Here is a 13,956-nt window from a genome sequence, read left to right on the forward strand (position 1 = left end):
CTCCTTTGTTTGGGTGCGTGCCCTGGCCGGCGGCCGGAGCATCCAAGTCGTAAGTATACTTATCAATCGGTCGAAGTGGGCGCTTTAGCGCGGTATTTCCATACAAGAGCCGCCATTTCCATACATCCGCCGCCGTCGGCCGACGTCGATCATTGGGCGATACGGGGCCGCTCGCTCATCCACTCGGCACGAAGTATGGAAAATACTTCCTTGTCGTACCGCTTGCCGTCGTACACCCAGCTACTTCGGAGGACGCCCTCTGAGCGCATGCCCAGTCGCTGCGCGACGGCAACGCTGCGGCGGTTGTCAGTACGGCACCGCCACTCCACGCGGGACATCCCCCGCTCCACGAAGGCCCACTCCATGAGCAGTTCCACTGACCGTGTAATGAGGCCGCCGCCGACAACATCGGGCTCGAGCCAACAGCCAATCTCGCAGATGCCCCAGGCGGGGTCGAATGCCACAAACATCACGCCTCCGACGATCCTGCCACGGTCCCATAGACCGTAGATGCGCGCTCCATCATTCGCCGTGGCTGTGGCGTAGCGTTGAAGGGTGGCGCGGGCACCCTCAACCGTGTCGGTGACAAAGGTCGGCCCGACCCATGGCCGGATATGGTCCTGCGCCCTGCTCATATGCTCGGCAAACTCGCAGGCATGCCATGTCTCGAGGGGCTTCAGGACGACCCCGCCCCGCACGGCTGTTTCAAACATGGTTTTCTCCAGAGGGTTTTTATAGGGCTGGTTGCCGCTGTCGGGCGGACGGTTACGTAGACGCGCGACTCAGAACAACAACACCAGCCCGACGCCGGCCGCCGCCGCTCCGACGCACGCCACCATGGTGCCAACGCCATTGACGAGGGCCAGTCCGGTCCGGCCGCTCTGGACAAGCCTGACGGTCTCGAGGCTTGCCGTACTGAAGGTGGTGTATCCGCCGAGGAATCCGGTGCCGAGAATCAGCTGGAGGGACTCGGGAGCCTGATGCGCCATGACCAGCCCGGCCAGGATCCCGATGAGCAACGACCCGGAGACGTTGATGAAGATCGTTCCCAGCGGCAGCGCGGTCCTGGCCCAGGAACGGACCACTCCATCCACCACGAAACGGGCGGCCGCGCCTATGCCCCCGGCGAGCGCAAGCAAAGCAAGTGTCATGGCCTGGCTTTCTGAACCCGCTGGTTGGACCTGTGCCGGAACGCGCCAAGCCAAATACCCAGGGTTGTGGCCGCGACGCCCCCTAAAAGGCTGGCCACCAAGTACCACATGGCGTCCATCCCGCGCCCTGCCCCGAAGAGATGTACCGACTCCAGCGCCAAGGTGCTGTAAGTCGTGTAGGCCCCTAGGAAACCACTTCCGACGCCCAGACGGGCAATCCGGCGGAGGCCGGCGTCGGGCCCGCTCCGGGCGAGTGCTTCGAGAAGCCAACCAAGCGCGAGCGCCCCGGACAGGTTGATCAGCAGGGTGGGCAGCGGCCACCCGTTCGGCGCCGGAAGGGCCATGCCGAACCCGTAGCGGCTCAAAGCCCCCAGGATTCCTCCGGCCACGACGAGCAGAACGAACCGCCCGTGAAGATGGAGCGGGCGGTGCGGTTGCCGGTCCGGTGACACTTTGGTTTTGGCCGGTGCGGTGCTGCTTTCCTTCATTGATTCCTGCTTGGGTCGTGACGGCCCAAGGGAACCATGAGCACGGGGCAGTTCTGGCGATGAGCCAAGTGCAAGGCTACAGATCCGGTCACCAGTCCTTCAAGCTTCCGGCCGAGGCCATGTTCCTTGGTTCCCACGACGATCATCGAAGCGTTGATGCTCGCTGCATAACGGCCCAGCGAACGGGCGGGCTCACCGGCGAGCGTCACGAAAGTCCACTGCACACTCGTCCCATCGAGTTGCCCGGCGATACGGGACCGGAGCGACTCGGCGATGGCCGCGGCGTCGTCGTCGATTCCGTCGGGATCAATCGCTTGGGCCGCCAGATGCCCGTCCCGGTCCCCTGCCGTGGGGAAGGTCGTGACGTCGGCGTAAGCCAGGACCAGCTCTAGTCCGGCACTGAGCGCCACTTCCGCCGCTTTCCCAACCACCGCGGCAGGCTGGCCCGGAAGCACACCGGCCAACACGGGACCGTTCATGCGTGCCGGCCTGCCCGTGGCCTGCGGCTCGTCCGCGGTGCGGGGGTTGCCCATCGAGCCTCCAAATGTCCGGATCGTCGGGATGCGCTTCCATCTTGCTCCAGTATGGGCTTCCACGACTGGCGCTGTCCCGGGGCGCTGCTGGACGTCGCGAACCCGGCCGCCTGACTCAACGCTCGTAGCGCAGCTCAGCCCGCACGTCCGTATCCTTGAGCCACGTCAACCTGGTGGCCGATCCGAAGGGATTCGGCCACCATTGCACCAGAACCTTGCCCTCCGAGGTCCGCGTGACCATGGCCGGAACATATTGGAGGTACTTCGGCCAAACGAGCTTGGCAATAACGGGCACTCTCGGAACGGTTGAAATCGGTTCCGTTTGCCGCGGGGCTGGTGCACCGACTGAATTCAAGGGCGCGGGATATTCAGGCTCGTCAGGCATGCCCGAATACTACTGCGGGGCATAGACAATATGGAGGTCAGGAGATTCGAACTCCTTACCCCAAAGCGCTCCGGAGCAACGGGCGCGCGGTGGCCGTTCCCCGCCTCTGGGGAATGGCCACCACACGCTAAAGTCGGGTGTCGAACGAGTCGCAGAAGACGTTCTCGTTGAACGTTCCCTGGAACTCCGACTTGCCCTGGATTTTCTGGATGGTAGCCCGGATGACCTCGCGGGTCCCTGCATGGGCGTTGATGGCCGTCTTGACCATTGGCACATCGATCAAGTGGTTCGGCTGGTTCAGCGAGACGAACACCGTGGGGACTTCCGTGACGTACCACGGGATTTCCGCCGCCATCGGACTGGACCACTTGATGCGGATCGCAGCCTCTTGGGCAAAGCCCTTGACGTTGGCGAAGACGAATGCGGCATCGTACTTGTCCGCATAGTCGCCCGTTGCTTCGTCCGAGATGACGTCCATGAAGTTCACGCCGGACTCCCCCGCAGCTTCACGTTGCTCCGCCGTCTTGAAGAGGTGGACCTCGAAACCGGCGGTTTCAAGTTCCTCTCTTACCGTATCCAGGTAGGCCAACGGATCCGCCCGGGTGAAATCGGAACCGCCCGAGACGCCGTACAGGCGAATGCGCTTATGCGTCTCCGGGGTGATGGGCAGGTTGCCGGCAGTGTCTTTGATCAAGGTGACGGTTTTGTCGGCGATTTCCGCGGCGACGGCGAGATGGGCCTCGCTGCCGATCAGCCCCAGCGCCTCGGGCGACGGCGTCAATTCTTCCGGCAGTCTCTTGTGCAGCCCGAGGCTGGCCTTCAACCCCAGAATCCGGCGCAGCGCGTCATGGAGGCGCTGATCGCTGATCACGCCCGATTTGTAGCCGTCCATCATGTACTGAAAGTCCTCCGCCGGGTTGCGGAAGAACAGGAACATGTCGCAGCCGGCGGCGATGGTGGCTGGAACGAGGTCCTTGCGTTTCTTGGCCTGGGTGAGGCCGACCATTTGGGATGCATCCGTGAGGATCAGTCCATTGAAGCCGAGTTCGCCACGGAGCAAGTCCTGGAGAAGCTCCGGAGAGAGTGTGGCGGGCAGGATGTCCCTGTCCTGCGTCCCGGGACGGAAATGCCGTGTGAGCTCCGGCGCCCCGATGTGTCCGACCATGATCGACTGGATGCCGTGGCCGATCATTTCCCGGTAAACATGCCCGTAGCTGGAATTCCATTCCTCATACCCGAGCGTGTTGTACGAAGTGACCACGTGCTGGTCGCGTTCGTCCACGCCGTCGCCCGGGAAATGCTTGATGGCGCAGACCGTGGGCGACTCGCTGATGCCGTCGAAGTACTCCTTTGCCCGCTCCACCACGATTTCCGGTGTGTTGCCGAAGGCGCGGGTGGAGATGACCGTGTTCCGCCAGTTGTAGTGGATGTCCACGATCGGCGCGAAGGCCCAGTTGCAGCCCAAGGCGGCGGTTTCGACGCCGGCCACCTGGCCCATTTTCCGGGCGATGGACTTGTCCGGATGGGAACCGGCCTGCAAGTGGGTTGAGACGAATGTTCCGTCGTCGCAGCTTCCAGCCCCTCCCATTTCCGGGTTGGAGGCCACCAGAAGCGGTATGCGCGTCTTCGATTGGGCGTAACGGATGTGTTGCTGGACAGCGGCGGACGGACCGGGCCTGTACCGCATGCCGCCGACGTGATAGTTCTCCAGCACGCCGTCGAGGTACTCCGGGGAGTAATCGTTGTTGTGGTTGATGAAGAGCTGCCCGATTTTTTCCTCAAGGCTCATGCCGCGGATGGTGGAGTCCACCCAGGCAACCGCCTCGTCGTCGAGGTTGAACGGCGCCGACTGGAGGTCGACGTCGAACTGCCGCGCCTGGGTGCCCGCGGTGCCCGGGCTGCCGGCCGCCGGAGCTTTGGAACCCGCGGCGGCGGCAATTCCAGCCAGCGCCTCCGAAACAACCTCGCTTACCGGGGCGGCAATGTCGACGACGAAGCCGGCCTCGTCGTCGTCGAGCGGTTCCAGGGTGGCGAGTTGCGAATCGAGGAGGGCGGGCGGCATGAAGTGGCCGGATCGCCCTTCTGTCCGTTTCCTCAGCACCTCCTTGCTGCCGTGCAGGTGCAGGAAGACGGTGTCCGGCGCTTTCTCACGGATGGAGTCCCGGTAGCTGCGCCGGAGGGCAGAGCACGCGAGAACCAGCCCGCCGTCGCCTGCTTTGGCGAGTTCGGTGCCCACCGTCGCCAGCCACGGCCAGCGGTCCTCATCGGTCAGCGGTGTTCCTGCAGCCATCTTGGCAACGTTTTCCACCGGATGGAGCGAATCGCCGTCGATGAACGGAACTCCCAAAGCACGGGCGACGAGGTCCCCGATGGTGGTCTTGCCGCAACCGGAGACGCCCATCACCACGATGCGCCGCGGTTTCTCCGCCGCTGCGCTGGGGTCGCCGGTTGCGGCCACGCTGCTACCAGTCATGGACGGTGCCGTCCACGAGGCGGTTGTAGGGCAGGTAGGCCTGCTGGTACGGGAAGGAGTTGGCGGCTTCTTCGTTGAATTCGACGCCGAGGCCGGGGTTGTCGCCTGGGTGCAGGTAGCCGTCGGTGAAGGTCATGGACTGCTCGAAGACCGTGTTGGTCTTGTCCGAGTGCTGCATGTACTCCTGGATACCGTAGTTGTGGATGGCCAGGCCAACGTGAAGCTGAGCGGCGAAACCCACGGGGGAAATGTCGGTGGGGCCGTGGAAGCCGGACTTGATCTGGTACTGGGCGGCGAAGTCCATGACCTTCTTCAGCGGCGAAATTCCGCCGAAGTGGGTGGACGCGGCCCGTACGTAGTCGATCAGCTGTTCCTTGATGAGGGTCTGGAAATCGTAGACCGTGTTGAAGATTTCACCGATGGCCAGCGGCGTCGTAGTGTGCTGCCGGACCAAGCGGAGCCCCTCCTGGTTTTCCGCCGGAGTGCAGTCTTCGAGCCAGAACAGGTCGTACGGTTCCAAGGCTTTGCCGAGCTTGGCGGCTTGGATCGGGGTCATGCGGTGGTGACCGTCGTGCAGGAGCGGGATTTCCGGACCGAACTCGTTCCGGACGGCCTCGAAGACCGTTGGCAGGTGGCGCAGGTAGGCGCGGGTGTCCCAGTCTTCTTCCTGCGGAAACGCGCCGCGGCCGGCGGGCTCGTAGTCGTAGCGCTCACCCGAGGCCTGAGCCTGCGCGGCGACACCGTACACGGCCTTGATGCCAGGGATGGCGGTCTGGATGCGGATCGACTTGTAGCCCAGTTCGAGGTGCTCGCGGACCGAGTCGAACAACGAAGGGATGTCCGCGCCCGAGGCGTGGCCGTATGCGCGGAGGCCGTTACGGGAGGCGCCGCCGAGCAGCTGGTACACCGGCAGTCCGGCAACCTTGCCCTTGATGTCCCAGAGGGCCATGTCGACGGCGGCGATCGCGGCCATGGTTACGGGTCCGCGGCGCCAGTACGCGCTGCGGTATAGGAACTGCCAAGTGTCCTCGATGCGGTGCGGGTCCTTGCCGATCAGCAGCTGGGCAACATGTTCCTTCAGGTATGCGGCGACGGCGAGTTCACGGCCGTTGAGCGTCGCGTCGCCGATGCCGGTGACGCCCTCATCGGTGGTGATTCGCAACGTTACGAAGTTCCGGGTGGGGCTGGTCACGAACACTTCAGCGGCAGTGATTTTCACAGCTGGTCCTTTCAGGGTTGCTGATCGAGGGCTGGGCTGGTCCGGATGCGACGTGCATCACAGAGCAGGTAAAAACGATCTTAGGATGGATGACAATTATTGGCAACCGGTTGCAGTACTATTTCGTCGGGCTGGTGACCGGGCGTCCGGGGAGAACCCCCAACATCTGACCGGGCATCCCAGGAAACCCCCAAATACGTGACCGGGCATCCCAGGAAAACCCCCAACATCTGACCGGGCATCCCAGGAAAACCCACGATTAAGTGACCGGGCGTCCGGGGAAACAGGCGCCCACTCACATCCGGCGCGTTTCCGACCGACGCCCGGTCACATCCGGCGCGTTTTCGACCGACGCCCGGTCACATCCGGCGCGTTTTCGAGAGACGCCCGGTCACGTATCGGGGTATGAACGGCCGCGACCGGTCGGATTACTTGAGGTTGCCGGCAGCCGCGAAGGACTCGGCCAAACGCTCAACGAGATCCACGACGGCCGCGTCGGAAACCAACTCCGGATCCACAAGCCCGAGCAGGGCCTCGAGCCGGGGACGGCCCGCGAGAAGATTCGCGGCGGCGATGTCGGCGGCCAACGGATCCTGGAGGCCGGTGGCCGTCGCAGTGTAGGCGGTCCAGGCTGCGAGCATCCGTGCAGAGGCTTGCCCGCTGCGCCCGGCTGCGCGCTCGGCCCGGAGCACCGGCAATGCCCGCATGCGCAGTTTGGCGCTGCCGTCCATGGCTATCTGGGCCAGATGATGGGCGATCCGGGAGTTCCCGAAGCGCTCCAGCAGGGCGGCCCGGTACTCGGGGATGCCCAAGTCCTCACCGGGCAGGTTTGAGGCTGCCTCGTCCCAAAACTCCTCCACGGCCTGCCGGCAGAAATTGTCGGCAAGTGCTTCGGCCACTGTCTTGTGTCCGCGCAGCTGGCCGGCATAGGCGAGCAGCGAGTGGGCGCCGTTGAGGAGCCACAGCTTGCGGTTCTCGTAGGGCTCGATCTCGTCCACGAACACAGCGCCCGCATCCTCCCAGCGGGGCCGTCCCGCGGGAAAGTCCCCGCTGAGAACCCAGTTCACGAATGGCTCGGCGACCACAGGCGATTCGTCACGGTATCCGCAGGCTGCGGCGACGGCGTCGATATCGGCCGCCGTTGTACGCGGAGTGATGCGGTCAACGGAAGTGCTGACAAAGCTGACGTTGGTGTCGATCCAGGCGGCGAGTCCGGCGTCAAACGCCCCGGCCATCCCCGTCACGGCGCTTCTGGCAACGGTCCCGTTGTTGGAGAGGTTGTCACAGCAGACTACGGCGATCGGACCGGCGTCGGCGGCGCGACGCTCGGCGAGACCGAGAACCAGGCGGCCCAGTGGCGTCGCCGGCTTGCCGGAAGCCGAACCGCCGGCGAGCACGCCGAGGTCCGCGACGACGTCGGGCGCTTGGCTATCCAGCTTCCCATCGACCCCGAGCCGGTAGGCGGCTTCGGTGATGGTGAGTGTGATGAGCGACGTCGGCGGTGCCGAGACGAGCTCGACAAAACGCTCGACGTCGGCACCGTCGACGGCCTCGACAATGCTGCCGATGACTTCGAACGAATCACCGGCGTCCGAGCGCTCCACCAGGGTGTACAGGCCGTCCTGCGGTGCGAGGACTTCCGCGGCATCCGGCCGGCGGCCCGTGAAGGATGCGATGCCCCATTCAGCCGCGTCGCTTGCATGCTGCGTGTACCACGCCTGGTGGGAGCGGTGGAAGGCCCCCAGTCCCATGTGCACAATGCGCACGGGAGCTTTGGCGAGGGGCTGGACGGCGCGGCTCAGCCGGGGAAGCTCCGCGGTTCGCGCGGGTTCGCCGCTCACAGCTTGAAAACCCTTCGGGGCGAGGAGTCGACGACGTCGACGATGATTTCGTGGGCTCGGTCTTCGCTGACACGGTGCTCGGCGACGAGGCGGGCAAGGAAGGATGCTTCGACCCGGCGGGAGGCGTCGTGCCGGGCCGGGATGGAGCAAAACGCGCGGGTGTCGTCAATGAAGCCCGAGGACCGGGAGAAGCCGGTGGTCTCGGTGACGGCGGAGCGGAAGCGGAGCATGGCGTCAGGTGCGTCGAGGAACCACCACGGCGCGCCGAGGTAGACGGAAGGGTAGAAGCCTGCCAGTGGGGCCAGCTCGCGGGAAAACACCGTCTCGTCAAGGGTGAACAGCACCAAATGGAAGTCCTTGGCAGTGCCGAAGTCCTGCAGGAGGGGCCTGACCGCCTCGGTGTAGTTCACGGCGAACGGGATGTCGTGTCCCGTGTCGGCACCGAAGGCTTCGAACGTGGGCTGGTGGTGGTTGCGGAACGAACCGGGGTGGATGGTCATGACGAGACCGTCTTCCACGGACATCCTGGCCATCTGGTACATCATGTGGGCTTCGAACGTATCGCGGTCCTCGGCCGAGGCCTTGCCGGCCCGTGCCAACTCGAAGATCCGCTCGGCTTCGGCCCGGTCCAGCTTGAGCGTTGCCGGGGTGCGGACGCCGTGGTCGGCGGAAACCGCACCTTGGTCCACGAAATAACGACGGCGGTTCTCCAGGGCCGTGATGTAGCCGGCGTATCCAGTGGTCCCGTCGCCCGCAGAATCGATAAGCCGTTCGACGTTGGCACTCCACGACGGGTGTGCGATGTTCAGGTAGGCGTCCGGGCGGAAGGTCGGCAGCACCCGGCCGTTGAAGGAGGCATCCTCAGCGATGGCCTTGTGGTTGGCCAGGCTGTCCAGGGGATCGTCGGTGGTGGCAAGGACCTCGATATTGAAGTCCTTGAAGAGCTGGCGCGGACGGAAGTCAGGCTCTACGAGCTTGGCGGCAATAGCGTCGTAGCTGGCATCCGCGGGCATCTCGCCAAGGTCGGCCCCAAGCTTGAACACGCTGTCGAACTGCGTGCGCAGCCAGTACCCGGATGCAGTGCCATCGAAGAGGGGCCAGGCCTGGACGAAAGCCCGCCAGATCTCCCGCGATTCAGAGGGCTTGGCGCCTCCCGAGAGCAGCTTGCCCATGGGGACTCCGCTCGCGTGAATCAGCCGGGTGACGTAGTGGTCCGGGCTCACCAGAAGCGCGGCCGGATCAGGGAACGGCGTGTTGTTGTTGATGACGGCGGCGTCAACATGGCCGTGCGGGGAGATGATGGGCAGGTCCTGGACGCGCTCCAGAAGGGAGCGCGCAATGCTGCGCGTCCCGGGATCAGCGGGCAGGAGCCGGTCAGGATTGGCTGCGATCGACTGTGACATAGGTCAATTTTGGTTCGGAAGAATCAAACTGTCAACCGGTTGCCAACTATTGCCACACCGTTGCATTTCCCGCCGGAGGCCGCTTGGAGTTAGGCGATCAGGCGCCCGCTGGAGCCGCGGACCACGAGCTCCGTGTCCACGCGGACTGCTTCCGCCGGCCCTTCCTGGCCCAGCAACATGTCCAGCAGGAGTGTCGCCGCGCGGGAACCGCACTCCCCCAGGGGCGATCTCACCGTACTGAGCGCCGGCGTCGTGAAGTCTGCGCCGAAGATGTCGTCGAAGCCCACGATGCTGATCTGGTCCGGAACGTGCATTCCGGCGGCCTGGAGTTCCTGCATGAGGCCAATGGCAAGGAGATCGTTGTAGGTGATCACCGCCGTCGCACCGCTTGCGAGGACGTCGCGCGCTACTTGCCGGCCGCCGTCGACGGTTGGCTTGGACGATTCCAAACGGACCGCTGCCAACTTGTACCAATCGCAGGCAGCTTGGACCCCCTCCCACCGGCGACGCGACATCCAGGACTGCGCCGGACCAGCAACATAGGCGAGCTGTTGGTGGCCGTTGGCGGCAAGGCTCCGCACGGCCTGGCTAATCCCCTTGTTGACGTCCGGTACCACGCATGGCACGCCCTCGATTTCGCGGTTGATCACGACCACCGGTTTGTCCGCGGCCAAGGCCCGGATTCTCTCGTCGTCCATGCGGGGGCTCGCCAAAATGAGGCCGTCCACCGTGCTCAACATCCTCCGGGCGGCGGTCAGTTCCGTCTCAGGCGACTCCGCAGACTCCGCCAAGACCAAGGTGTAGTCACGGGCTGACCCCGTGGTCTCCGCGCCCCGGATGATGTCGAAGAACGTCGGGTTGGTGATATCCGCGACGATTAGTCCGATCGTCTGGGTACGCCCGGTGGGGAGTGCCCGGGCGAAGGGGTTCACTTGGTAGTTCAACTGCTCCGCGGCATCCTCGATGATCTTCTGGGTCTTGGCACTGACCCTGCCCGGTTTGCTCAGCGCGCGGGAGACCGTCGACGGGTTGACTCCCGCGAGCCTCGCGATGTCGTAGATGGTGGGCGAGGATTTCTCTCCGCGTCCGCGCTTGGCGGGGGAAGGTGCTGCTCCGGAATTCATCGCTTCGGTCACCGCTCCATCGTAATCTTGCTTGGCAACAAAAGCCGGACGGTTGCCAAACCGCCCTGCCGGCCACCGCCCTGCTTCAGTCCCCTGCTTTAGTGCCCTATTAACCTGCCGCGCCGCTAAGCGCGCTCGGCGAACTTGCCCTCTTCCCTGATGCGCTTGTTGAGCTCGCGCATGTACTCCTCTTCATCAAAGTCCAGGGGGACTTCCCTGCCCGTCCAGCTCGACAGGTGGATGGCGTTGGCCAGGCGGACGCCTTTGATGCCGTCCGAGCCGGGTGCCAACAATGGCGTGCCGTCCAGGATGTTGGCGGCGAAGTTCTCCAAAACGCCTGCGTGCTGGCCACCCCAGGCCGATTCGAACTCGATCACCTCGGTGGTGCAGTAGTCCTCCGCCTTCAATTCGCCCATGAAAAGCTTGCGGACATCGTCCATGTCCATGCCGTCGCTGAGCTCGCGTTCAGGCTTGACCAGGCGGGTCACAGTGGCGGTCTTGCTGTTTTCCACCACGATCTTGCCCTGGTCGCCGAGGATCTCGAAACGGTCCGTGCCCACGAGGTCGTGGGTGGCCGTCACGAAGACGCCGGTGGCACCGTTGCCGTAGTCCACGACGGCGGTGACCTCGTCTTCTACAGCGATGTCCCGGCGGAATCCGTACGCGACCTTGGAGTAGACCGATTTCGGCACGCCGCAGATCCATTGCCACAGGTCAAGCTGGTGGGGCGCCTGGTTGACCAGGACGCCGCCGCCTTCGCCGCCCCACGTGGCGCGCCATTCGCTGGAGTTGTAGTAGCCCTGCGGACGCCACCAGTTGGTGATGATCCAGTTGGTGCGGCGGATGGCCCCGATCTCGCCGTTGTCTACGATCTCCTTGAGCTTCTTGTACAGCGGGTTGTTGCGCTGGTTGAACATGATTCCAAAGGAAAGCCCGGGTTTGGAGGCAGCGAACTCATTGAGTTCCTTGACCTGCTTGGTGTAGACCCCGGCGGGCTTCTCCACGAGGGCGTGGATGTTGCGCTTGAGCGATTCGATGCCGATTTCCGGGTGCAGGTAGTGGGGCACGCACGTGACGACCGCATCGACGTCGCCGCTTTCGAGCATGGTGATGTAGTCATCGTAGAAGGGCGCGTCGGGGAACCGGGCGGCCGCCAGTTCCTTCTTGCCGGGATCGGAGTCGCAGATGGCGCCGATCACCATGTTCGGAACCAGCCCGTCAGCGATGAACTTGGCGTAGGTGCCGCCCTGCTGGCCCAGGCCGATGATGCCAAGGCGTACTTTCTTGCTCATAAGTAATCTTTCGTTGTTGTGGGATTAGAAGAGGTCGGCGTGGCCCATGGCCACCAGGTTGTCATACGAGGTCTGCAGCGCTTCCCACACAGTGCGGCCGTAGAGCTCGTCTTGCTCCACAAGCAGGTACTGCGCGCCGGCAGCCTGGGCGGCGGGAATGATGGACGGGAAGTCCAGGTTGCCTTCCCCCACTTCGGCGAACTGGACCACGTTCTTGAACTCGGCCATGAAGCCCGCCATGTCTCCCGTTTCCAGAAGCCCGAAAGCCGACTCCGGCAACGTGCCGATCCGGTAGTCCTTCAGGTGCACCATGGCAGTGCGTCCGGCATACTTGGCCAGGGTCCGGACAGGGTCCAGGCCGCCGCGCTGTACCCAGTGCACGTCGATCTCCAGGCCCATCGCCGGAGAGTTCTCTGCGATGATGTCCAGCATGTACTTGCCGTCGAACTTGGCGAACTCGACGTGGTGGTTGTGGTAGTACAAGCCGATGCCGTGTTCCCGGAGGCTTTCGGCGTATTCGTTGGCTTGCTTCGCGAAGGCCACGACGGCGTCGATCGACTTCATGGCGGGGAACGGCAGCATGCCGATCCGCAGGAGGCGCGCGTCCAGCCGCTTAGCGTCGTCAACAATCTTGTCGAAATGGTCCTTGAGCGAGTCGCCCGGCATGCCTTTGGGCGTCTCCATGGCGACCGAAAGCGCCGCGATGTCCATCCCCAGTTCCGTGCGGGAGCGGTCGAGGTCGGCAACGTTTTCCGGCGTCATAGGGATCTGCGAGATCTCGACGGCGTTGTACCCGATCGCACTGGCCTTGCGAAGCGTCTCAAACGCTCCGAGTTCCACGAAGCTGCCCTTGAGCATCATCGCCTGTACGCCAATTTTTGCCACGGTGTCCTCCGTTGGTTTCGGGCCCTCGAGGGCCGAGGGGTTAGCCCACTTGCGCGGAAATTTCCGGGAAGCTCTGGGCGTAGATGTCTTTGACGATCCGGAGCGACTTTTCAGCTTCGGCCGGGCTGATCCAGAAGGGAGCAGGATCTCCGAGTTTGGCGTAGAAATCCTTGATCAGGAGCTCATGCGATACACCCCAATAAGCGCGCCCGCCCGATTCCAGGGCACGTTCCGCGATGGTTTCCACGGTGCCGTCGGTGTAGGAGACAACAAGATCGCCCCGGAGGCTGAGGGTGGCCTTTTCGGTCACGATGTCCAGCGTCACCGGCGCGTTGGTGGCGTTCGCGAGGGTCGCGTAGAAGACGCTGGTGGCTCCATTGGAGTGCCCGGCGATGAATTCCGCCGTGTCCTCCACCTCGATCACGCCGCCCAAAGCGCGCGTGGAGGCGTGGCCCTCAACCTTGGTCACGTCGCCGACCAGCCACTGAAGCAGGTCCACCGTGTGGATGGCCTGGTTCATCATGAGGCCGCCGCCCCCTTCAACCCAGGTGCCGCGCCAGGGCCTGTCGCGGTAGTACTCGGCCGTCCTGTGCCACATCACGGTGGCCGACGCGCCGAGCACCTGGCCCAGCCCGCCGTCGTCGAGCAGTCTCCGCATGGCCTGCGACGTCGCGTTGTAACGGTTCTGGAAGCAGACGGCGATCTTCGCCGTGCTCCGCTCCGCCGCCTCGACCAGGCGGCGGCCCTCTTCGAGGGTGTGGGCGAGCGGCTTCTCGACGATCACGCTGACGCCGCGCTCAAGGCAATCCGCCGCCAACGAGGCATGCAGGTGGTGCGGAGTGCAGATATGCACGACGTCGGGCCGCGCCGATTCGATCATCTCAAGGTAGTCCGCGTACCCGGCCACGCCGTAGGCCGCCACTGCCGCCTGCAGGCGTCCGGCGTCGCTGTCGCATACCGCCACGAGTTCAACGTCCTCCATTTTGGCGATCGCCCCGAAGTGCACGCTCGAGACATCCCCGCAACCGATGACTGCTGCCTTAGGCATTCTTCTCCCTCGAAAGATGTTTCCCTTTGAACCTACAGGCTGCGCAGATCGATGTGGCAGGCGCCGAGGGCCAGCAGGACGCGCCAAGGTGTAATTCCTCGGCATGCTTTCGAT

The 13,956-nt window shown here is 64.2% G+C and carries 13 protein-coding genes; all 13 read right to left on the reverse strand.

Going from position 1 to position 13,956, the window contains the following annotated elements; genetic code table 11:
- Window positions 1–149 precede the first annotated feature (149 nt).
- The 13 genes from L0B83_RS04070 to L0B83_RS04130 all read right to left on the reverse strand — a co-directional run bounded on the left by L0B83_RS04070 (window position 150) and on the right by L0B83_RS04130 (window position 13,842).
- Entirely contained in the window at window positions 150–713 is a 564-nt protein-coding gene (locus tag L0B83_RS04070) for a GNAT family N-acetyltransferase (RefSeq protein ID WP_234757134.1), read from the reverse strand.
- A gap of 69 nt (window positions 714–782) precedes the next feature.
- On the reverse strand, window positions 783–1,151 hold the full coding sequence (crcB, locus tag L0B83_RS04075; protein ID WP_234757135.1) for a fluoride efflux transporter CrcB: 369 nt from the start codon (window positions 1,149–1,151) through the stop codon (window positions 783–785).
- Entirely contained in the window at window positions 1,148–1,639 is a 492-nt protein-coding gene (locus tag L0B83_RS04080; protein ID WP_234757136.1) for a fluoride efflux transporter FluC, read from the reverse strand. The genes crcB and L0B83_RS04080 overlap by 4 nt, the downstream gene beginning before the upstream one ends.
- On the reverse strand, window positions 1,636–2,172 hold the full coding sequence (locus L0B83_RS04085) for a universal stress protein (RefSeq protein WP_234757137.1): 537 nt from the start codon (window positions 2,170–2,172) through the stop codon (window positions 1,636–1,638). Before L0B83_RS04085 ends, L0B83_RS04080 begins: the two co-directional genes overlap by 4 nt.
- A 115-nt stretch (window positions 2,173–2,287) precedes the next feature.
- The gene (locus L0B83_RS04090) at window positions 2,288–2,467 is read right to left on the reverse strand and encodes a hypothetical protein (protein ID WP_234757138.1); all 180 of its coding nucleotides are present in this window, start codon (window positions 2,465–2,467) and stop codon (window positions 2,288–2,290) included.
- Between the two features lie 217 nt (window positions 2,468–2,684).
- On the reverse strand, window positions 2,685–5,030 hold the full coding sequence (locus L0B83_RS04095) for a gluconokinase, GntK/IdnK-type (RefSeq protein WP_234757139.1): 2,346 nt from the start codon (window positions 5,028–5,030) through the stop codon (window positions 2,685–2,687).
- Window positions 5,020–6,249 carry a D-mannonate dehydratase ManD gene (gene manD / locus L0B83_RS04100; protein ID WP_234757140.1) on the reverse strand — a complete coding sequence of 410 codons (1,230 nt, stop codon included), beginning with the start codon at window positions 6,247–6,249 and terminating at the stop codon, window positions 5,020–5,022. Before manD ends, L0B83_RS04095 begins: the two co-directional genes overlap by 11 nt.
- Before the next feature lie 428 nt (window positions 6,250–6,677).
- Window positions 6,678–8,000, reverse strand: coding sequence for a mannitol dehydrogenase family protein (locus L0B83_RS04105; protein ID WP_234757215.1), 1,323 nt, complete (start codon window positions 7,998–8,000; stop codon window positions 6,678–6,680).
- Between the two features lie 86 nt (window positions 8,001–8,086).
- The gene (uxaC, locus tag L0B83_RS04110; protein WP_234757141.1) at window positions 8,087–9,493 is read right to left on the reverse strand and encodes a glucuronate isomerase; all 1,407 of its coding nucleotides are present in this window, start codon (window positions 9,491–9,493) and stop codon (window positions 8,087–8,089) included.
- Between the two features lie 89 nt (window positions 9,494–9,582).
- Window positions 9,583–10,629: a LacI family DNA-binding transcriptional regulator gene (locus L0B83_RS04115; RefSeq protein ID WP_234757142.1), complete on the reverse strand. Its 1,047-nt coding sequence runs from the start codon at window positions 10,627–10,629 to the stop codon at window positions 9,583–9,585.
- A gap of 113 nt (window positions 10,630–10,742) precedes the next feature.
- Complete coding sequence (locus L0B83_RS04120; RefSeq protein WP_234757143.1) at window positions 10,743–11,909, reverse strand: Gfo/Idh/MocA family protein; 1,167 nt, start codon at window positions 11,907–11,909, stop codon at window positions 10,743–10,745.
- Between the two features lie 24 nt (window positions 11,910–11,933).
- Complete coding sequence (locus L0B83_RS04125) at window positions 11,934–12,794, reverse strand: sugar phosphate isomerase/epimerase family protein (protein ID WP_234757144.1); 861 nt, start codon at window positions 12,792–12,794, stop codon at window positions 11,934–11,936.
- 40 nt (window positions 12,795–12,834) lie between these two features.
- Window positions 12,835–13,842, reverse strand: coding sequence for a Gfo/Idh/MocA family protein (locus L0B83_RS04130; RefSeq protein WP_234757145.1), 1,008 nt, complete (start codon window positions 13,840–13,842; stop codon window positions 12,835–12,837).
- Window positions 13,843–13,956: the final 114 nt, after the last annotated feature.

The sequence above is a fragment of the Arthrobacter alkaliphilus genome (genome assembly GCF_021483235.1).
Classification (GTDB): Bacteria; Actinomycetota; Actinomycetes; order Actinomycetales; family Micrococcaceae; genus Arthrobacter; species Arthrobacter alkaliphilus.

Excerpts from the sequence above, each read along its gene's own strand:
- L0B83_RS04070 (WP_234757134.1), bottom strand. The coding sequence starts at position 713 with ATGTTTGAAACAGCCGTGCGGGGCGGGGTCGTCCTGAAGCCCCTCGAG.
- uxaC (WP_234757141.1), bottom strand. The coding sequence starts at position 9,493 with ATGTCACAGTCGATCGCAGCCAATCCTGACCGGCTCCTGCCCGCTGAT.
- L0B83_RS04120 (WP_234757143.1), bottom strand. The coding sequence starts at position 11,909 with ATGAGCAAGAAAGTACGCCTTGGCATCATCGGCCTGGGCCAGCAGGGC.
- L0B83_RS04105 (WP_234757215.1), bottom strand. The coding sequence starts at position 8,000 with ATGGGACTGGGGGCCTTCCACCGCTCCCACCAGGCGTGGTACACGCAG.
- L0B83_RS04095 (WP_234757139.1), bottom strand. The coding sequence starts at position 5,030 with ATGACTGGTAGCAGCGTGGCCGCAACCGGCGACCCCAGCGCAGCGGCG.
- L0B83_RS04085 (WP_234757137.1), bottom strand. The coding sequence starts at position 2,172 with ATGGGCAACCCCCGCACCGCGGACGAGCCGCAGGCCACGGGCAGGCCG.
- L0B83_RS04080 (WP_234757136.1), bottom strand. The coding sequence starts at position 1,639 with ATGAAGGAAAGCAGCACCGCACCGGCCAAAACCAAAGTGTCACCGGAC.
- crcB (WP_234757135.1), bottom strand. The coding sequence starts at position 1,151 with ATGACACTTGCTTTGCTTGCGCTCGCCGGGGGCATAGGCGCGGCCGCC.
- L0B83_RS04130 (WP_234757145.1), bottom strand. The coding sequence starts at position 13,842 with ATGCCTAAGGCAGCAGTCATCGGTTGCGGGGATGTCTCGAGCGTGCAC.